This window comes from Acetobacter estunensis, assembly GCF_011516945.1.
GTDB classification, from domain to species: domain Bacteria; phylum Pseudomonadota; class Alphaproteobacteria; order Acetobacterales; family Acetobacteraceae; genus Acetobacter; species Acetobacter estunensis.
Genome location: NZ_WOTH01000012.1, coordinates 75,147 through 93,778, shown reverse-complemented (window position 1 = coordinate 93,778; position 18,632 = coordinate 75,147). Strand labels below are relative to the sequence as shown.

General features: G+C 61.0%; 20 protein-coding genes and 1 tRNA gene. 13 read left to right on the top strand and 8 right to left on the bottom strand.

Features of this window, described 5'->3' with window-relative positions; genetic code table 11:
• The coding region (locus GOB87_RS08070) for a glycosyltransferase family 61 protein (protein ID WP_166314819.1) at nucleotides 1-1,715 on the top strand (1,715 nt) is incomplete at its 5' end.
• 139 nt (nucleotides 1,716-1,854) lie between these two features.
• On the opposite strand, the gene GOB87_RS08065 is transcribed toward GOB87_RS08070, so the two are convergent.
• The 3 genes from GOB87_RS08065 to GOB87_RS08055 all read right to left on the bottom strand — a co-directional run bounded on the left by GOB87_RS08065 (nucleotide 1,855) and on the right by GOB87_RS08055 (nucleotide 2,740).
• A complete protein-coding gene (locus tag GOB87_RS08065) occupies nucleotides 1,855-2,058 on the bottom strand; it encodes a hypothetical protein (RefSeq protein ID WP_166314816.1) in 204 nt (67 codons plus the stop codon).
• Nucleotides 2,059-2,256: 198 nt separating this feature from the next.
• Nucleotides 2,257-2,332, bottom strand: a tRNA-Glu gene (locus GOB87_RS08060).
• A 75-nt stretch (nucleotides 2,333-2,407) separates the two neighbouring features.
• Nucleotides 2,408-2,740: a hypothetical protein gene (locus GOB87_RS08055; RefSeq protein WP_166314813.1), complete on the bottom strand. Its 333-nt coding sequence runs from the start codon at nucleotides 2,738-2,740 to the stop codon at nucleotides 2,408-2,410.
• Nucleotides 2,741-2,790: 50 nt separating this feature from the next.
• Here GOB87_RS08055 and GOB87_RS08050 point away from each other — a divergent pair, with 50 nt between their 5' ends.
• Nucleotides 2,791-3,777: an RluA family pseudouridine synthase gene (locus GOB87_RS08050; RefSeq protein ID WP_166314810.1), complete on the top strand. Its 987-nt coding sequence runs from the start codon at nucleotides 2,791-2,793 to the stop codon at nucleotides 3,775-3,777.
• A 235-nt stretch (nucleotides 3,778-4,012) separates the two neighbouring features.
• Complete coding sequence (gene rpoH / locus GOB87_RS08045; RefSeq protein WP_166314808.1) at nucleotides 4,013-4,909, top strand: RNA polymerase sigma factor RpoH; 897 nt, start codon at nucleotides 4,013-4,015, stop codon at nucleotides 4,907-4,909.
• Nucleotides 4,910-4,950: 41 nt separating this feature from the next.
• Here the strand turns inward: rpoH and rdgB are convergent, their stop codons facing one another.
• Both rdgB and rph read right to left on the bottom strand, forming a co-directional pair.
• Complete coding sequence (rdgB, locus tag GOB87_RS08040; protein ID WP_166314806.1) at nucleotides 4,951-5,553, bottom strand: RdgB/HAM1 family non-canonical purine NTP pyrophosphatase; 603 nt, start codon at nucleotides 5,551-5,553, stop codon at nucleotides 4,951-4,953.
• Nucleotides 5,550-6,278 (bottom strand): ribonuclease PH, encoded by a 729-nt coding sequence (rph, locus tag GOB87_RS08035; protein WP_166314804.1) that lies wholly within the window; start codon nucleotides 6,276-6,278, stop codon nucleotides 5,550-5,552. Before rph ends, rdgB begins: the two co-directional genes overlap by 4 nt.
• Nucleotides 6,279-6,490: 212 nt before the next feature.
• On the opposite strand from rph, the gene hrcA reads away from it, so the two are divergent.
• Nucleotides 6,491-7,561: a heat-inducible transcriptional repressor HrcA gene (gene hrcA / locus GOB87_RS08030; protein WP_373320702.1), complete on the top strand. Its 1,071-nt coding sequence runs from the start codon at nucleotides 6,491-6,493 to the stop codon at nucleotides 7,559-7,561.
• Between the two features lie 10 nt (nucleotides 7,562-7,571).
• Here the strand turns inward: hrcA and GOB87_RS08025 are convergent, their stop codons facing one another.
• Complete coding sequence (locus GOB87_RS08025) at nucleotides 7,572-8,249, bottom strand: hypothetical protein (protein ID WP_166314802.1); 678 nt, start codon at nucleotides 8,247-8,249, stop codon at nucleotides 7,572-7,574.
• Between the two features lie 216 nt (nucleotides 8,250-8,465).
• Here GOB87_RS08025 and GOB87_RS08020 point away from each other — a divergent pair, with 216 nt between their 5' ends.
• On the top strand, nucleotides 8,466-8,693 hold the full coding sequence (locus GOB87_RS08020) for a DUF3126 family protein (RefSeq protein WP_166314800.1): 228 nt from the start codon (nucleotides 8,466-8,468) through the stop codon (nucleotides 8,691-8,693).
• Nucleotides 8,694-8,763: 70 nt separating this feature from the next.
• Here GOB87_RS08020 and GOB87_RS08015 read toward each other — a convergent pair whose 3' ends face one another.
• Nucleotides 8,764-9,387: a DUF2939 domain-containing protein gene (locus tag GOB87_RS08015; protein WP_166314799.1), complete on the bottom strand. Its 624-nt coding sequence runs from the start codon at nucleotides 9,385-9,387 to the stop codon at nucleotides 8,764-8,766.
• 104 nt (nucleotides 9,388-9,491) lie between these two features.
• Between GOB87_RS08015 and GOB87_RS08010 the strand changes: the two genes are divergently transcribed.
• From GOB87_RS08010 to thiD, 6 genes are all read left to right on the top strand, one after another.
• A complete protein-coding gene (locus GOB87_RS08010; RefSeq protein ID WP_166314797.1) occupies nucleotides 9,492-10,292 on the top strand; it encodes a HesA/MoeB/ThiF family protein in 801 nt (266 codons plus the stop codon).
• Nucleotides 10,289-10,675, top strand: a complete 387-nt coding sequence (locus tag GOB87_RS08005) for a DsrE family protein (protein ID WP_166314794.1) — start codon at nucleotides 10,289-10,291, stop codon at nucleotides 10,673-10,675. The genes GOB87_RS08010 and GOB87_RS08005 overlap by 4 nt, the downstream gene beginning before the upstream one ends.
• 67 nt (nucleotides 10,676-10,742) lie before the next feature.
• The gene (locus tag GOB87_RS08000; RefSeq protein WP_242006243.1) at nucleotides 10,743-11,777 is read left to right on the top strand and encodes an SH3 domain-containing protein; all 1,035 of its coding nucleotides are present in this window, start codon (nucleotides 10,743-10,745) and stop codon (nucleotides 11,775-11,777) included.
• Between the two features lie 107 nt (nucleotides 11,778-11,884).
• The gene (gene pyk / locus GOB87_RS07995) at nucleotides 11,885-13,321 is read left to right on the top strand and encodes a pyruvate kinase (RefSeq protein WP_166314788.1); all 1,437 of its coding nucleotides are present in this window, start codon (nucleotides 11,885-11,887) and stop codon (nucleotides 13,319-13,321) included.
• A 104-nt stretch (nucleotides 13,322-13,425) separates the two neighbouring features.
• Complete coding sequence (glmM, locus tag GOB87_RS07990) at nucleotides 13,426-14,784, top strand: phosphoglucosamine mutase (RefSeq protein WP_166314785.1); 1,359 nt, start codon at nucleotides 13,426-13,428, stop codon at nucleotides 14,782-14,784.
• A gap of 3 nt (nucleotides 14,785-14,787) precedes the next feature.
• A complete protein-coding gene (gene thiD, locus GOB87_RS07985; protein WP_166314782.1) occupies nucleotides 14,788-15,612 on the top strand; it encodes a bifunctional hydroxymethylpyrimidine kinase/phosphomethylpyrimidine kinase in 825 nt (274 codons plus the stop codon).
• Nucleotides 15,613-15,619: 7 nt separating this feature from the next.
• Here the strand turns inward: thiD and GOB87_RS07980 are convergent, their stop codons facing one another.
• Nucleotides 15,620-16,363 carry a response regulator transcription factor gene (locus GOB87_RS07980; RefSeq protein WP_166314779.1) on the bottom strand — a complete coding sequence of 248 codons (744 nt, stop codon included), beginning with the start codon at nucleotides 16,361-16,363 and terminating at the stop codon, nucleotides 15,620-15,622.
• A gap of 187 nt (nucleotides 16,364-16,550) precedes the next feature.
• Here GOB87_RS07980 and fliI point away from each other — a divergent pair, with 187 nt between their 5' ends.
• Complete coding sequence (fliI, locus tag GOB87_RS07975) at nucleotides 16,551-17,954, top strand: flagellar protein export ATPase FliI (RefSeq protein ID WP_166314776.1); 1,404 nt, start codon at nucleotides 16,551-16,553, stop codon at nucleotides 17,952-17,954.
• 32 nt (nucleotides 17,955-17,986) lie between these two features.
• A complete protein-coding gene (fliJ, locus tag GOB87_RS07970) occupies nucleotides 17,987-18,418 on the top strand; it encodes a flagellar export protein FliJ (protein ID WP_166314773.1) in 432 nt (143 codons plus the stop codon).
• Nucleotides 18,419-18,632: the final 214 nt, after the last annotated feature.

Here is an 18,632-nt window from a genome sequence, read left to right as displayed (position 1 = left end):
TCTGCTCAAAACGCAGATCAAAAGCTCCCCCAAAAACCGTCAATCAAATCGTCAAAAGCCTGAAATCACGAGCCAGGCGCATCAACCAACGGTTCTTCGATCCCTCCAGGTGGAAACTTCCAATATTTGAAAAATTATACGGGAATAAGGTTATTATAAATCATCATAACATTTCAGTAGATAAGGATTTTTATGCACTTACACGAGCTGTGGATCGTTTTCGATGTGTGCTAAAAAGTTCAAAACCAAAGCTTTTTGTGCACGTAGTTTCCAGCGACCATATATACAGCTCCGAATACAGAAAATTATGGGAATCTTTAAAAACCAAAACAGATTCCGCAAGATTTCTGCTTATTGGACTAAACAAACCAAAAGAAAAATCTCAATTAAATGAAATTCATACACATGAAAAACACTTTAGAATTGTAGAATTTACCCCAACGTCAGAGATAAAAGAAGGGATTTGTTTTTCTGATCCATCTGATAATATTCTTCTTCGTCAGGTTTTTGACGCCTATAAATACGACCTCACATCCAGAAATCAAAGATCCAATGATAGCGACACAATGAAAGAAAACAAAAAAACTTCGTCAGTTGTAGAAATACCAACATCACTCGAAGTATCTGAGAAATTTTCAATCAACCTTTTAAGCGCTGAAGCTTTTGAACCCAGACCTGACCCTGATTTTCTGTATGGATATATTCCATCCAAACAGATAAATCACTTTCGCAATGACCAATATATTCCACCCGTTCGTATTTTAACAATTTCCGATGTCCGTTTAATAGGTCCGTTCTTCCAAATAGGCGTGCTTTTGGAAGCCATGGGCAATTTCTTTAATATTCCTGATATCGCCTCCAATCCCACTACTGAAAGTTCACAAAATCGCTTGCAAGAAATAGAAAAAAAATTGAAGGAAAGAATTATTTCAATACGAAAAATTCGAGGGAAGGCCATTCTTATTGCATGCAATGGGCATCAAATATACGGCCATTGGTTGATTGATTTTCTACCAAAGCTAGCCCTTTTAGCTCACTCTGGATATAATATTGAAAACATAAAATTATTAGTTCCAGAGAACATGGGTGAATTCGGAAAAAATCTTCTCAAGGTTCTTCGATTTTACGATGATCAATTTATCTCTTACAATCCAGAAACAGAAATATTGGATATAGATGAGTTAGTCATCCCATCAACATTGCGTTGGGGAGGACGATGCGTTCCCTTTTTTACAGCCGCAGCGACGTGGATAAACGAACGTATAAACGAATTTTCTTCTCTACCTGAAACAAATTTCTCCTCACGAATTTTTATTTCTCGCTCTATGGGAGGAAAACATGGTCGAACTCTTATTAACGAAAAGAATTTAATAGAAATGGCTGAAAATTATGGTTTTCAAGCAGTAGCTCCAGAATTACTTACTTTACCAGAACAAATCTCGATGTTCCGAAAAGCCACTCATATTGTCGGACCTTATGGCTCCGGACTCCATGGCTCCATTTTCAGCCCACCAAAAACAACAGTTTGCGGAATACATGGAGACGGCGCATTCGATGCTCTTCAATCTGGCGTGGGAGAAAGACTGCAACAAAAAACTGGTTACATTTTCACTGAAACACAAAAAGGATTTAACAATCACAGAAAAACAGAAGATTTTTCAGATATTTTTTTGAAATTTTTAAATGAAAATTGCAGACACCCTCGAAATTCATGATTACTTAAAGAACAATATGAATTTTACAAATAATTTAATTAAGAACAACAACCAAATATTCGAAGAAATATTTCCACACCAGAAATATCTGAATAATACTCTATCGAGCAGATACTGAAAAGGTACCGACCTGGAGGAATCAAGGAACCAGAAATCCGTGATTCGTGTCAGGCATGAGCCAGAAACGCTTCGCCTCCATCAGTTCCGTCTCCGTGAAAGCCCATCTTCTGTCCTCCTGACGGGTTTTCTTCTCTTCCTGAGTGCGGGCGCGGGCCTGAACATCGGCAAATCCCTTGCCCTCAATCAGACACGCCAGGACGCACCATTTGAGGAAAAACTTCATCTCTCGGAGGTGACGGATAATCGTATCCTGTCCAAGGGTTCCACCACGCTTGGAAGGCTCGCGCCTGGGCCAGAGACCCATCCCCCGTCTTCAAAGAGCGAACGACATACTGTCCGACAATATGCTCAGGTCTGCGGGAACGCGAAGCCTGAGATACCAGGTATGGTGTCTTCGGAGCATGTAAGGAGTAGGCAAATCTGGCGTCCCATAGGGGATTCGAACCCCTGTTGCCGCCGTGAGAGGGCGGTGTCCTAGGCCTCTAGACGAATGGGACATTGGCCGTGGGCGGGTTCATACGGAAAATGGTGAAACGGCGCAAGAAGGGAAACGAAAAATAATCACCCAGCGCTTAACGCCCGACCTCCAGCCTCCCGATGACACGCCCTTGCGTCACATCCCACAGCACGATGCGATCAGGGCCACCGCCCGTCAGACTCAGGGCCAGCACATTGCCATCGCGCCACGCCATCGTTGCGACATGGCTGCCCTCGGGCTCATGCAGCAGAAGCGTCTCCGCGTGTATCGGCTTTTCGAGGACGGGCGGCGGTGTTACAGCCGCATGCGGATGCGAGACCCGATGCAGGATCACCGCAACCAGCAGCCCCACTCCCGCAACGATCAGGACGCCCATGCCGATGACAGCCGCCATCAGCACCCGTCGCGCCGTACTGCCCTCTTCCATTGCGGTGCCGCCTTTCCTGCGTTCTGTCGCCCGGCCTGTAGATGACACCCATGACTGATTCAACCCACGGTCCCCGCTCCCTCATCCTCACCGAAGATCAGGCCGGACAGCGTCTTGACCGCGTGTTGACGCTGGCGCTCCCTGAACTCTCACGCTCGCGGATAAAATCTCTCATCGAAAGCGGCTGTCTGACCTGCAACGGGGTTGTCCTGCACGACGTCTCGCACACCACGCGAACCGGCATGGCGCTGGCGCTGGACATCCCCCCACCCGCTCCCGCCACGCCGCAGGGCGAGGATATCCCCTTCACCATTCTCTACGAAGATGAAGATCTGCTCGTGCTCGACAAGCCGGCAGGCATGGTGGTTCATCCGGCGCCCGGCCATGAAACCGGCACACTGGTCAACGCCCTGATCGCTCATTGCGGGGAAAGCCTCAAAGGTATCGGAGGGGAGCGGCGCCCGGGGATCGTCCACAGGCTGGACAAGGACACATCCGGCATCATGGTCGTGGCCAAGACCGAGGCCACACATCTCGCCCTCTCGGCAGATTTTGCGGCCCGTCGCATCGACCGCGCCTATCTCGCCCTGTGTTGGGGCGTGCCGTCTCCGACCAAGGGAGAATACGAAGGCAATATCGGCCGCGATCCCCGTGACCGCAAACGCATGGCGCTGCTCACGCGCAGCGGCAAGACGGCGCTTACGCGCTACACGGTGCTACGCGCTTTCGGCTCCCACATGGCACTGGTGGAATGTCGCCTCGCAACGGGCCGCACCCATCAGATCCGCGTGCATTTCGCTGCGAACGGTCATCCGCTGCTTGGCGATCCTCTCTATCTGCGCCGCATCCCTGCCGCCGCGAAAGGCTGCCCGGTGGAGGCCAAGGACGCCGCACTGGATTTCCCCCGACAGGCCCTGCACGCGCGCAAGCTCGGTTTCGTCCATCCACGTACTGGTGAAGCCCTGCTTTTCGAAACGCCAGCCCCCGCGGATTTCATCGCTCTTGAAACCATGCTGACGAATGCCCTTATAAAATAACTTTTGTTAATCTTGACTTTTCCGGGCTCCTATTCTACGAAGTCAAGGTCTTTTCGACGCGCCGATGCGGCCGCCGGAATGGATGTCCCGAAGTCTTTTGCCTCATTGAGGGAAGGCCTTCGGGGACGAACAGGTCCACTCCCCAGCGTTGCCCGAAAGCACAGGCCGATCCGATGTTCGCCGATTGAAGTCGGATCACGCACAGCGCCGGTGCCGGGATGAAGGAGCAGTCTCCATGGCATCCTCAACACCATCTCTCGCAATCGGTCCTGACGCCAGCCTTTCGCGCTATCTTCAGGACATCCGCAAATACCCCCTTCTTTCCCCAAAGGACGAATCCGCCCTTGCCCGCCGCTGGCGTGACAAAGCGGATGTGAAGGCCGCGCACAAGCTCGTCACTTCCCATCTGCGTCTCGTCGCCAAGATCGCGATGGGATATCGCGGTTATGGTCTGCCGCTGAACGAACTCATCAGCGAAGGCAATGTGGGAATGATGCAGGCCGTTCGCCGCTTCGATCCCGAGCGCGGCTTCCGCCTTGCCACATACGCGATGTGGTGGATTCGCGCCGCCATTCAGGAATACATCCTGCACAGCTGGTCGCTGGTGAAAATCGGCACGACCTCGGCCCAGAAAAAGCTGTTCTTCAACCTGCGTCGCCTCAAGGGGCAGATGAAGGCCATCGATGAGGGCGATCTCGCCCCCGAGCAGGTGAACCACATCGCCAAGACGCTGGGCGTTCCGGAGCAGGACGTCGTGTCCATGAACCGCCGTCTGGCCGCTGCCGACCACAGTCTGAACGCCCCCCTGCGGGCGGAAGGCGATGGAGAATGGCAGGACTGGCTGGTGGATGAGGGCGAGAATCAGGAAGACATGCTGGGCGAACACGAGGAGTTCTCGGATCGCCACGCCCTGCTGACCTCCGCGATGAAATCCCTCAACGACCGCGAGCGCCACATCTTCACCGAGCGGCGTCTCAAGGACGATCCCGTCACGCTGGAGGAACTCGCCCAGCAATACGGCATCTCCCGCGAGCGCGTGCGCCAGATCGAAAGCCGCGCTTTCGAGAAAGTGCAGGCACAGATGAAGGCGGACGTGGACGCCCGTCGCAACGAAATCCCCGCGACCACCTGACGGGAGGGCGCTTGCGCGCTCTCCTTATCGCATCTGTCTTTTTAGCTGAGACAGCCTTCACGAAACGCCTCAAACGCCCGCGCGCGGTGGCTGATGGCGTTCTTCTCGGCGTCCGTCATCTCCGCGAAGGTGCGGCTTTCGCCCACCGGCACAAAGATCGGGTCATAACCATGTCCCGCAGCGCCCCGAGGTTCGGGCGCAATGGTGCCGTCGATCCGTCCCTCGAAACATTTCCCCGAGCCGTCGGGGAAAGCCAGCGCCAGCACGCAGATAAACCATGCGTCGCGCTCGTCCCCGCCAATGCCGTCCTCAATCCGCTTCATGGCGGCGGGAAAGTCTTTCTCCGGCCCGGCCCAGCGCGCGGAGTAAATACCGGGCGCCCCTCCGAGGGCGGACACACACAGACCCGAGTCATCGGCCAGCGCCGGAAGCCCCGTCGCCTTCGCCGCCGCGAGCGCCTTCAACTGCGCGTTGCCCTCGAACGTCGTGGCCGTCTCCTCAGGCTCAGGGAGGTTCAGTTCCCCGGCCGAGATAACCTCGATGTCATAGGGCGCCAGCAGAGCGGTAAACTCCACGAGCTTGCCCTTGTTGTGACTGGCGAGAACCAGACGGCTCCCCGCCTTCAGCGGAAGGGTGGCGCTCATGCGCCTTCCGTGGCCCGCACCACCGCATCCTGCGCCGCGAACAGTTCCTGCGTGCCCTTCTTGGCCAACGCGAGCAGCTTGAAGAATTCTTCCTCGGAGAACGGCTTCTCTTCCGCTGTGCCCTGAATTTCCACGATGCCGCCCGCAGCCGTCAGCACGAAGTTGGTGTCGGCCACAGCACTGCTGTCTTCCACATAGTCGAGGTCGAGCACCGCGCCCTCCGTGGTCAGGCCGCAGGACACGGCGGCAACCTGTCCGGTAAGCGGAATGGAGGAGAGAACCCGCTGCGCGTGCAGCTTACCCAGCGCCAGACGGAGCGCCACCCATGCACCGGTGATGGACGCGCAGCGCGTGCCGCCATCGGCGTTGAGCACGTCGCAGTCGAGCGTGATGCTCATCTCGCCCAGCGCCTTCAGGTCGGTCACGGCGCGAAGGGACCGGCCGATCAAACGCTGGATTTCCTGCGTGCGGCCGGACTGCTTGCCCTTGGCGGCTTCTCGGTTGCCGCGCGTATGCGTGGCGCGGGGCAGCATGCCATACTCGGCCGTCACCCAGCCCGTGCCCTTGCCGCGCAGGAACGGAGGCACCCGCTGCTCCACACTGGCGGTGCAAAGCACTTCCGTGCCCCCCACGCGGATCAATGCAGAGCCTTCGGCGTGATGGGAAAAACCGGTTTCGATGGTAACGGGACGCATGGCGTCAGCGGCGCGGCCGGACGGGCGCATGGGCAGGCTCCTCAGGAGAACAGGCAGAAACAGGCGGCATAAGCCCACCTGTCGGACGTACGGCTGCATAACCCGCGCTCCGCAGACTGACCACCCTGCCCCTTGCTTCTCTCCACCACTCTTCCCAGAATCCGACTCAAAGCCCCTCACTTGGCCAAGGAGAGACGACCATCGCCCGTTCCCCCGGATCACGCCCCACCGGCCCTCGTCCACTGGACCTGACCGGTCGCACACCGGATCTCTCCACCCTCGCCTCGGGCCTGAACGCCCGTTCGGCCACCATCCTGCGCGAGCTGGTGGAGCATTATCTGGAGACCGGGGATCCGGTGGGCAGCCGTACCTTGGCGGATCGCCTGTCGCTCGGGCTTTCCACCGCCTCCATCCGCAATGTGATGGCCGCCCTGACCGAAGCGGGCCTGCTGTTTTCCCCCCACACCTCCGCCGGTCGCCTGCCCACCGAACGGGGGCTGCGGCTGTTCGTGGATGGCCTGCTCCAGTTCGGCAGCCTGAGCGAAGACGAACGCGAATCGATCGCCAATTCGCTGGAAACACGAGGGCGCTCGCTTGAGGACACGCTCACGGAAGCCTCCACCATGCTTTCGGGCCTGTCACACGCCGCCAGTCTCGTCATCGCACCCAAAGGAGAGGGCACGATCCGGCATATCGAGTTCGTACCGCTGGGCGAAAACCGGGCGCTTGTGGTGCTGGTGGGCGCGGACGGACAAGTGGAAAACCGCGTCATCCAGACACCACCGGGCATGCCGCCCTCAGCGCTGACGGAAGCCGCCAACTATCTCAACGCGCGCCTGTCCGGCCGCACGCTGGGCGAGTTGCGGAGCCTCGTGGACGAAGATATGGCCACCGATCGTACCCAACTCGACCAGCTCACGAGCGAAGTGGTGGCGAGCGGCCTTGCCACATGGAGCGATGAGGGGCGCGGCGGCACCCTCATCATCCGCGGACAGGGCAACCTGCTGACGGACATTACCGAGATCGAGCGGCTCTCCACCATTCAGCGCCTGTTCGAGCGGCTGGAACGTCAGGATGCCATGCTGCGTCTTCTAGAACTGGCCGAAGCCTCGGACGGCGTACGGATTTTCATCGGGGCGGAGAGCGACCTGTTCGGGCTGTCGGGCATGTCCATGGTCGTGGCCCCGGCCCGCAATGAGAGCAACAAGATTGTGGGGGCCATCGGCGTGATCGGGCCGACACGCATCAACTACGGCCGCATCATTCCTGTCATCGACTACACCGCGCAGATCATCGGTCGCATTCTCGGCTGACGACACACACTCACTTCTGGGAAGCCGCGTCACTCCGCTCAATGACCGCCTCTCCCCCCGGCACAACAGGAGCCGATGGCGCCGCCGCGCGGGAGGCGGCCGCCGCTTTCGCCGCACCACCCGCGATCTGGTCCGCAGGCGTGCGCAGTGCGGGCAAGTCCGCCGCCGGGCCGTTCCACACCGCGCTCTGACTCTGCGGCGGAATGGGCGGCGAACTGAAAGCCGACACCGGGCCGAACAGGCCGCCGCTCACATGGCGCATGGTCGACTCCGGCTGGCGTACACATCCACGGATCACAGGTTCGCAAATGCCCTCGTGACCGATGAGACGATCATTATCCCCGGCAAAATGCACCTCGCTCACCTGCCCCCGATCGATCCGGATCATCATGACGCAGGCGCTGCCGCTGCCGTTATAGGTCACGGTGCCCATGTTCAGCGGCGCGATGGAAAAGGTGCCCGGCGTGTTGGGCTTGTAGATATACTGCTCCAGCACCGTGGTCGCGTTCATCTTGAGCGTCTTGTCGGGAATCCCTGCACAGGAGTGGAGGTCATTCTCCGTCATCCCGATCATGGCAAGCTGCGCCTTGTGGACCGTTCTGGAGTCGAAATACCCACACCCCGTCAGACACAGTACCAGACACGCAAGCCCTGCACGGCTCGCGACACGCAACTTCAACGACACCATTCTCATCCCGGTTCGACCAACGCCCCGCCTTCGGTAACGGTTCCCTCACCTCACCGACAACCACCTGCATCCAGAAATGTTGCAGCCTCGGTCGCTGTTGCCTATTAGCGGCACGACCTTTCCCTTTGTGCTGTCCTTCGATGTGAATGTCCGCGCTCCGTCGTGAACGACAGACGCGTCCGCCACAGGCAGCCGTCAGCTGCGGAGATTCCTATCATGAGCGACTTTTCTTCCGACGAAATCCAGCGCCTTCAGACCTGCCTGCGCCGCCTGCTGGGCGCGAAGGGCCTGAGCGTCAACCCGCCGCCGCGCCGTGGCCTGTCCGTCGAACTGGCCGTGGATGGCGAGGTGATCGGCACCGTTCACCGTGATGAGGACGAGGGCGAAGTGTCCTACATTCTCAACATTGTGGTGCTGGAAGAAGATCTGCCGCCCAAGGCCTGAAGGACGGCATGAAAAAGGCCGGCATCCATGCGGGCGCCGGCCTGCCAAAGCAGAAAGATTAAAGTCGTTTTCAGGCAGGGCGGCGCGATGACAGCGACGCTTCCATGACCGGATGCGGCACAGGAGCCGGCAGATCCACCCGCGTCAACTTCCACTGCCAGCGCTCGATGCGAAGCTGCACCCGCAAGGGCGTCTCCGTCTCATGCCCCGGCACCACCATCGCCGCCTCGAACGTGTTGCCGCCTGTGAAACGCACCACAGCATGACCGACAGCCGACAACATGGTGCTCGCGCTCATCTTGCCGGGTGCGGTCGCTCCCATGGCCTGATCCACCACCATCCCCAGATTCTGCTGCGTCACAGTCAGATCCACGGCATTCGACACGACATTGGTGGCAAAGGACGCACCGAATTCCGGCAGTTCATCCGCCGCCTCCGTCGCATGACCGAGATTGAGCCCGTCCAGAACCTGCTCCTTGAGCGACGCGTCCAGCGACGTCCAGTTGATGGTCTGCCCAAGGGCAAGCATGTCATGCGTCTCGACCGAACGGGCGATGGTCCACAGCGTCACGAAGGGCGACAACGCATAGAGAGCGAGGGACATCGCCAACGAGGCGACACACAGAACCCGCGCCCGCTTCCGTGCGGGACAGGCCCATGCTTCGGAGACAGAAGTGAGTTCAGCGGCGCGCATGTCGGGACTCCCTGTGTTCATGTCAGTATATCTACCATACGCAAAGCAGACATGCAGCAAACGGTTGCCCCCGCTCCCATCAATCACGAAAAAGTGATTTCCTGATGCCGCCTTCAACAACACCCCCGCCCATTGACCTTACGGAAGCCGAAATCCGGCGCTATTCCCGCCACATTCTCCTTCCGGAGGTGGGTGGAACGGGACAGATGCGCCTCAAGAACGCCTCGGTGCTGATCGTGGGAGCGGGCGGGCTGGGCTCGCCCGTGGCCTGCTACCTTGCGGCCGCCGGGGTAGGGCGTATCGGGCTGGTCGATCACGACCATGTCGAACTCTCCAACCTTCAGCGGCAGATCCTTCACACCACCGAGCGCGTGGGCCAGCCCAAGGTTGCGTCCGCCGCCCGGACTCTTTCGGCCCTGAACCCGGACATCCGCATCGAGACACACGAGGCACGGCTGACGCCCGACAATGCGGAGACTCTGGTCGCGGCCTATGACCTCGTGTGCGACGGCAGCGACAATTTCGAGACGCGCTACCTCGTCAACGCCGCCTGCGTGGCGCAACGCCGCACATTGGTGTCCGCCGCCATCGCCCGGTTTGACGGCCAGTTGTCCACCTTCCGACCTCATCGGGGCGGTCCTTGCTACGAATGTCTCTTTCCCCGCACACAGGCGGCACAGGACGCTCTCTCCTGCGGGGACGCGGGAATCTTCGGGGCCGTCGCGGGTGTGCTCGGCACATTGCAGGCCACCGAAGCCCTGAAAGAACTGCTCCATATCGGGGAAACACTGGCCGGGCGGTTGCTGCTGTGGGACGCGCTGGCCACGCGCTTCACCACCATCACGATGGATGCCGATCCGGCCTGTCCGGTCTGCGGCTCTCTGCATAGAGACGCATCATCATGACAGATCCCGCAAACGGTCTGGCCATTTTGCTGTGCGACGCCCATCCCGACCGGCTTCACGCAGCGTTCCTGCTGGCCGCTGGCGCTCTGGCGCTCGACCGCCCCGTTCTGGTCTTTGCCACGGGTCCGGCTACAGCCGCTCTGTGCCGCGATGCGTCGTCTGTCTTTCGCCCGGAAGAGGAAGAGCGGTTGGCGGAACGTGGAGTCGCCACATTGGCCACGCTGCGCGACGCACTGGTGCTGATGGAAGCGGAACTGATGGTGTGCGAGACCGGCCTGCGGCGGATCGCGCGGGAAGAGTCGGACCTGCTCGACGGCGTGAAAGTCGTGGGGATTCCGACCTTTCTCGACCAGGCGCAGGGGCGACAGATCGTCTCATTCTGACAGTTCCGCGCATCCGAATGCACGAACCCACTTGCCGAGCGCGTCAGGGCTTGGCACGGATGCGCCCATGATCGCATCCCGCTCCCTGCGCGCCGTCCTCTCGCTGCTGGCGGCAACGCCCCTCGCCACGTTCACCGGTTCTGCCGTGGCCGCAACGCAAAACAGCGCCACGCCGCACCATCATCACAAGAAGGCGGCGACCACGGAGGGGAAAACCGTGACCCACAGTTCGGGGCACACGGAAGAAAAAGCCGCTCATCACAAGCACGCCACGCACAAGGCGACGGAGAACAGCGAACACCACACCCACGCCACGCGGCATGCGAGCGAAGAAAAAACAACGCACCACAGCAAGGCCACGCATTCCGGTGCAAACCATCACCACGCCGCCCATTTGGCGACGGGGGCTGCGGTCGGTGCGGCGGCGGGCGCTGCCGCGGCCCATTCCGACACGGACGATGCCGCTCCTGCCGCCGACTCGTCCGCGACGCCCGCTCCCACAGGCCCGGATCTGACAAAGGGCACCAACACCGGCCTGCCGCTGCCACGCTTTGCGGCCCTGCGCGCGGATGATGTGAACATGCGTGCCGGCCCCGGCCAGCGTTATCCCATCCAGTTCATCTATCACCGTCGGGGACTGCCGGTGAAAATCGAGCGTGAGTTCGACATCTGGCGGCTGGTGGAAGACCCGGACGGCGTGAAGGGCTGGGTGCATCAGGCCACGCTTGTGGGTTCCCATGATTTCGTCATCCCCTATCCGCCCGGCAAGGCGCCGTCGCCCGACGCCGCACCGCAGCAGAAGGCCGCCTCTTCCGACAAGCCGGAAGAAAAGAGCGGCAACCGTCATACCGAGTCGCAGGTGATCGGCCACGTGGCCACGGCGGCCGAAGCGGAGAAAATCCCCAACGCCGTGATTCTGCGGTCATCGGGCGATGACAGCGCAGCACCCGTGGCGGTGCTGATGCCCGGCTCGGTCGGCACGTTGCGCAGTTGCGCGGCCGGGTCGGTGTGGTGTCAGGTCACGATCCAGCGTCGTGACGGCTGGCTGCACCGCAACCAGATCTGGGGCCTGCTGCCCGACGAGGCCTATCCGCCCTCCTGACCTTCCGGCCAGTCCTTTTCCGGGGCAGCGTTGCGGCTCGCGATGCGACCACTGGCCGCCTCAGGTGTTATCCTGCTGACACCCATCATGTCGGAAGAGGATTTTCCATGACCGCCGCCCAGTGCCGCACCAAGATCGTCGCCACGCTCGGCCCGTCCTCTTCCGATCACGCGACGATCCTCGCACTGGCCACGGCAGGCGCGGACGTGTTCCGTTTCAATTTCTCCCACGGCACACAAGCCGAGCACGCCGCCCGCTACCGCATCGTGCGACAGGTGGAAGCGGAGGTCGGACGTCCGCTCGGTGTTCTTGCCGACATGCAGGGCCCGAAACTCCGGGTCGGCCATTTTGCCGATGGGCACATCACGCTGGAGACGGGCGCGCCTTTCCGCCTCGATCTGGATGAAACGCCCGGCACGACGAAGCGGGTACAGCTCCCACACCCCGAAATCATCGCCGCCGCCCATCCCGGCAGCGTGCTGCTGCTCGACGACGGCAAACTGCGCCTGAAAGTGACGACCGTCGGTCGTGATTTTCTTGAAACCGAGGTGCAGGTCGGCGGACCTCTGAGCGACCACAAGGGCGTGAATGTTCCCGACCTGATGCTCCCCATTCCGGCCCTGACGCCACGCGACCGGGAAAATCTCGCCTTCGCGCTGGAACTCGGAGCAGATTTCATCGCCCTCTCCTTCATCCAGAAGGCCGAAGACGTGCTGGAAGCCCGCGAACTGGTGAAGGGCCGGGCGTGGATCGTCTCCAAGCTGGAAAAACCTCAGGCCATGGAGAATCTCGACGCCATCCTCGCAGCGTCCGACGCCGTGATGGTCGCGCGGGGCGACCTTGGCGTGGAACTGCCGCCCGAAGCGGTGCCGCTGGCGCAGAAGCGCATCACGCGGGCCGCGCGGAAACTGGGCAAGCCCGTCATCGTGGCCACACAGATGCTTGAGAGCATGATCACAGCGCCCACACCCACCCGCGCGGAAGCCTCCGACGTGGCGACGGCCGTGTTCGATGGCGCAGACGCCGTGATGCTCTCGGCGGAATCGGCAGCGGGAGCTTACCCGCGCGAGGCCGTGACGGTGATGAACCGCATTCTGGAGCGCGTGGAGGCCGATGCGGGCTGGCGCGCGCTCATGCAGGCCGCGCGTCTTGAGCCGGAACATCATGTGGCGGACGCCATCGCCGGAGCCGCGCAGCTTGTGGCCAATACGCTCGATGCCAGCACCATTGTCGCCTACACGCATGCGGGACCGACCGCGCTGCGCATCGCGCGCGAACGGCCCATCGCCGCCATTCTCGGCCTGACACCCACACTGACAACGGCCCGTCGCCTGACGCTTGTGTGGGGCGTGCACCCCTGCGTGCCGGACCCGGCGCATCATGCCCATGACACGGAATCGATGGTGTCCACGGCGGTCGAGACAGGGCGCACCAGCGGACTGGCCCGCGCGGGCGATACGATGGTCATCATCGCAGGCGTGCCGTTCGGCGTCAGCGGCTCCACCAACACGCTGAGGGTGGCAAAAGTCCCGGACTCTGTCTGAGCTTGCCTCTGGTCCCCTGTGCATGGGGACGGTAAACAGTCCCGGTTTCCAGACATGAGGGGTGGAGCCCACAGCGGTTCCTCACCGACAGCATCAGGCACGGCATGAGCAATACACGCAGGTTCTTCGGCACGGACGGCATTCGCGGGAAAGCCAACACCCCTCCCATGACCGTGGACGTGGCGCAGAAACTCGGACAGGCGGCGGGCCTGCATTTCCGGCGTGGTCATCACCGTCACAGCGTCGTGGTGGGCAAGGACACACGCCTGTCCGGCTACATGATCGAGTGCGCGCTGGTGGCGGGGTTCCTGTCTGCCGGCATGGACGTGATCCTCGTCGGCCCCATGCCCACGCCCGCCATCGCCATGCTCACCCGTTCCTTGCGCGCCGATCTGGGCGTCATGATCTCGGCGTCCCACAATCCGTTTAGCGACAACGGCATCAAGCTGTTCGGCCCCGATGGCTTCAAGCTCTCCGATCAGGAGGAGCAGACCATCGAGGCGATGATGCTCTCCGCCCTGACGGGGCAGCTTGCCGCACCGGGAGAGATCGGCCGCGCCTCACGCCTGAACGACGCCGCAGGACGCTACATCGAGCACGCCAAGGCCTCCTTTCCGCGCGGCTGTCGTCTGGATGGGCTCAAGATCGTCATCGACTGCGCCAACGGCGCGGGATACCGCGTGGCTCCCACTGCTTTGTGGGAACTGGGGGCGGAAGTGGTGCGTCTGGGCTGTGAGCCAGACGGCGTGAACATCAACGAAAAATGTGGCTCCACGCACCCCGAAGCGCTGTGCCGCGCCGTGATCGAGCACAAGGCCGATCTCGGAATCGCGCTCGACGGCGATGCGGACCGGATGCTCTTGGCCGACGAAACCGGCCGTCTGGTGGATGGCGATCAGATTCTTGGCCTGATTGCCCGCTCATGGGCGCGGTCGGGTCGTCTGGCCACCTCCTCAATCGTGGCGACCGTGATGTCCAACATGGGACTCGAGCGCTTTCTTCATGAGCAGGGCATGGCGCTGGAACGCACGGCGGTGGGCGATCGCTATGTGGTCGAGCGCATGCGTGAGAACGGCGCCAATGTGGGCGGAGAACAGTCAGGCCACGTGGTGCTGTCCGATTTCGCCACAACCGGCGATGGATTGGTGGCCGCGTTGCAAGTTCTGGCCGTTCTCATTGAGGAAGGGCGCCCCGCCAGTGAAGTCTGCCGCGTGTTCGAGCCTTTCCCGCAACTGCTAAAGAACATCCGCTTCGAGGGCCGCAGCCCGCTTCATCTGCCCGAAGTGCAGGCCGCGCGTCGCCAGATTGAGGAACGCCTCGGCGCACGCGGTCGTCTCGTCCTGCGCGAGAGCGGCACGGAACCGCTGGTGCGAGTCATGGTGGAAGCGGAAGACGCCCGCGACGTGGAGCGTGCGGTGGACGACATGTGCGCCGCCATCACCACAATGCCTGTCGTGGCCTGAGCCATGAAAGGGCGCGTTCTCAGCATCGCAGGCAGCGATTCGGGCGGGGGAGCCGGGATTCAGGCGGACATCAAGGCCGTGACCGTGCTGGGTGGATTCGCCATGACGGCCATCACAGCTCTGACGGCCCAGAACACGCTGGGCGTGATGGACGTGATGGACGTGCCGCCCGAGTTCCTGCGCACACAGATCCGCTGCGTGCTCGACGATCTGGGCGCGGACACTTTCAAGACGGGCATGCTGTCGAACGCGGGCATTATTCGCGTTGTCGCCGAAGAGATCCGCCGCTACCGGGATGTGCCCTTCGTGCTCGATCCCGTGATGGTGGCCAAAGGTGGCGCCTCCCTGCTTGCGAAGGAAGCAGTTGCGGCTCTGACGGAGGAACTGCTTCCTCTCTGCACCGTACTGACGCCCAACATTCCGGAGGCCGAAGCCCTGCTGGACCGAACGATCACGACACCGGACGATATGGTGCGTGCCGCGAAAAAACTCCGCGAACAGGGCGCTCCCGCCGTGCTTCTCAAGGGCGGTCATCTGTCCGGCGACCTTCTTACGGATGTGCTGGCCACGGAACAGGGTGTGGAGACGTTTTCCTCAGAGCGGATCGAGACCCGTCACACCCACGGGACGGGATGTACACTCGCTAGCGCCATCGCTACGCGACTGGCTCAGGGATGGCCCCTGTCCGATGCCGTCATCAATGCGCGGGCGTATCTGCGCATGACCATCGAACAGGCTCCCGGCTATGGCGCGGGTGCCGGACCACTCAACCACTGCGTGACGGTCAGCCCGGCATGGTCCACCGGGGCTACACCTTCCGCGTCCTGAGCCTTCCTCAGGCCGCGACCGTCTCGGTATGCGCGGCCACCGGAGCCGCCGTTTCCGCAGGCTTTTCCACACGTCCTGCCGTCTGCTCGCGCAGCATGTAGCCACGTCCCCAGACTGTGGTGATGACGTTGCCAGCCCCTGCGGCCTGAAGCTTCTTGCGCAGTTTGCAGATGAAAACGTCGATGATCTTCATCTCGGGTTCATCCATGCCACCGTAGAGATGGTTCAGGAACGCATCCTTCGTCAGAACCATCCCCTTGCGCAGAACCAGCAGCTCCAGAATGGCATATTCCTTGCCCGTCAGATGCACGGGCACGTCATTGACGCTCACCTCCCGGCTGTCGAGGCTCAGATGCAGCGGCCCCACACGCAGGGTCGGCTCACTGAAGCCCTTGGAGCGACGCAGGATCGCCTGCATGCGGGCCACCAGTTCGTCCGGATCGAAGGGTTTGGTCAGATAATCGTCCGCGCCGATAGAGAACGCCTTCACCTTGGCCTGCGGTCGCGTGAGGCTGGAGAGCACGATCATCGGTGTCGCCACACGGGCCGCGCGAGCCCGACGCACGACTTCGTATCCCTCGATGTCGGGCAGCATCAGTTCGAGCACCGCCAGATCGTAATCGTAATGCCGCAGCATCTCGACCGCTTCTTCTCCGGACTCGACATGATCGACCGTAAAACCGGCCCCTTTCATGACCTGAGTGATTTCACCGACGGCTGCCGTATCGTCTTCAACGAGCAGAACACGCATCCCTGTAACTCCCGGTTCGTTGTTGACCATTAGTTACCATCGTAGGTTGTAAGCGTCCACGGAAATTTCACGTAAAGCGTGTATAAAGAAATTCGAAGCGCGTTAATGAAACGGAAAACGTCTTGTTTTTTATACACACCTATCTGAAGCCCGCAGAAAACCAGCATATTTCAGGAACCCTCGCCCGATGACTCTGAACGTATGCGAGCGCGTCAATGCAACCACGGCGCGTATTCCCGCTGCTTTCGTCTCCGCGCGGGTGACGGCGCTGTCGGGACTCGCCATCACGGTGGCGGGGCTTGGGGGATTGGCCGTGGTAGGAGACCGGGTGACCCTCATCCGCCGCGATGGCAGCGAAATCCCGGCCGAGATCATCGGTTTCTCCGGACACCATGCACGCGCTATGGCGTTTGGCAGCCTCGACGGTCTGGGCAATGGCAGTGAAGTGCGGTTTCCGTTCTTCACCGGCCCCCGCGCGCATGGTCCCGGCGGCAGCCTGCGCATTTCGGACGCGTGGGTGGGCCGCATCATCGATCCGCTCGGACGTCCGCTGGATGGAAAAGGACCGTTGCCTCCCGGTCCCCGTCCCTGCCCCGTCCGCGCGTCTCCCCCGGACGCCACGATGCGCGCTCGTCTCGGCCCCCGAATCGATCTGGGCGTACGGGCGATGAATCTTTTCACCACCTGCCGTCAGGGCCAGAGACTCGGTCTGTTCGCAGGCTCGGGCGTCGGCAAGTCCACTCTCATGTCCATGTTGGCCCGCAACACGGCCTGCGACGTGGCCGTCATTTCTCTTGTGGGCGAGCGCGGGCGCGAAGTGCGGGAGTTCGTGGAAGACGATCTCGGCCCGGAAGGACTGGCGAAGTCCGTCGTGGTGATCGCCACCTCCGATTCTCCCCCTCTCATGCGTCGGGAAGCGGCCTACACCGCGCTCACCGTCGCGGAGTATTTCCGCGACGAAGGCAAATCCGCATTGCTGTTGATGGACAGCGTGACCCGCTTTTGTCAGGCACTCCGCGAAATTGGCCTTTCGGTGGGCGAACCGCCGGCCACACGCGGTTACCCGCCATCGGTGTTCGCGGAACTCCCGCGCCTGCTGGAACGCGCCGGTCCCGGCCTTGTGCGCCCCGACGGCTCGGCGGGACAGATCTCAGCGCTCTTTTCCGTTCTGGTGGAAGGCGATGACCAGAACGAACCCGTGGCGGACGCCGTGCGCGGCATTCTTGATGGCCACGTTGTCATGGACCGTCGCATTGCCGAAAGCGGGCGTTATCCCGCCATCGACGTGCTGCGGTCCCTTTCGCGAACCGTCCCCGGCTGCAACTCGGCGGATGAAAACGCCCTGACCCGTCGGGCACGCGCCATTCTCGCCACCTACAGCGAAATGGCCGACATGATTCGCCTCGGTGCCTATCGCCCCGGTTCCGATCCCGCGGTGGACGAAGCCATCCGGTTCCAGCCTGCAATCGAGGCCGTTCTGTCGCAGGGCCGCCACGAGCGCGCGACGCTGGAACAAAGTTTCGCCGCCCTGCGGGATGCGCTGGCGGAGACACCGATTCCCGAACCGGCCGTCCCGGCTAACGCGGCCTGACACTCTTTTCTTCTGAAAACCGGAACCACTCCATGCCCCGCACTCCGCTCGATTCGCTTCTCAAGATCAGACGACAGGAACTCGACGAAGCGAAAAAGCTTCTTTCGGAGGCTCTCGCCCGCTCCGTCATGGCCTCGGACGCCGTCAAGAACGCGGAACAGGACATGGTGCGTGAACGCAACGCGGCTATTGATCTCGCCGCCAACGATCAGGCCGTGGAGGCCTACTCCCGCTGGCTGCCCGTTGGGCGGGCAGCGCTCGATCGGGCACGCCGGAGCGAACGCGACGCCACAGCCGAGGTGGAATCCTGCCGCATGCGCGTCAATCTCGCCCGCAGTGCGCTGGAAGTCGCGGAAAAACTGGCGGAAAAACGCGCCAAAGAGCAACAGGTGCTGGCGGAAAAACGCGAGCAGGCGGCTCTGGACGATCTGTCCGCGCAGAAACATCGCTCCCCGCAGGACTGACGCCAACACACGCATGTATGGCACTCCCGGGCGCTCCGAATCCGGAAGGGATCATTGATCCCACCACCCTGATTTCCTCAATACATAATCGGTTTCCAAAGGCAGCATCCTGTCTTGTCGCCTCAGACACACACCCATCACATTGGACGGCATCAGGCTTCACCCCCTGCACAAGCCCATGCGTGACAGGTAACACACGACGACACGCACCTTC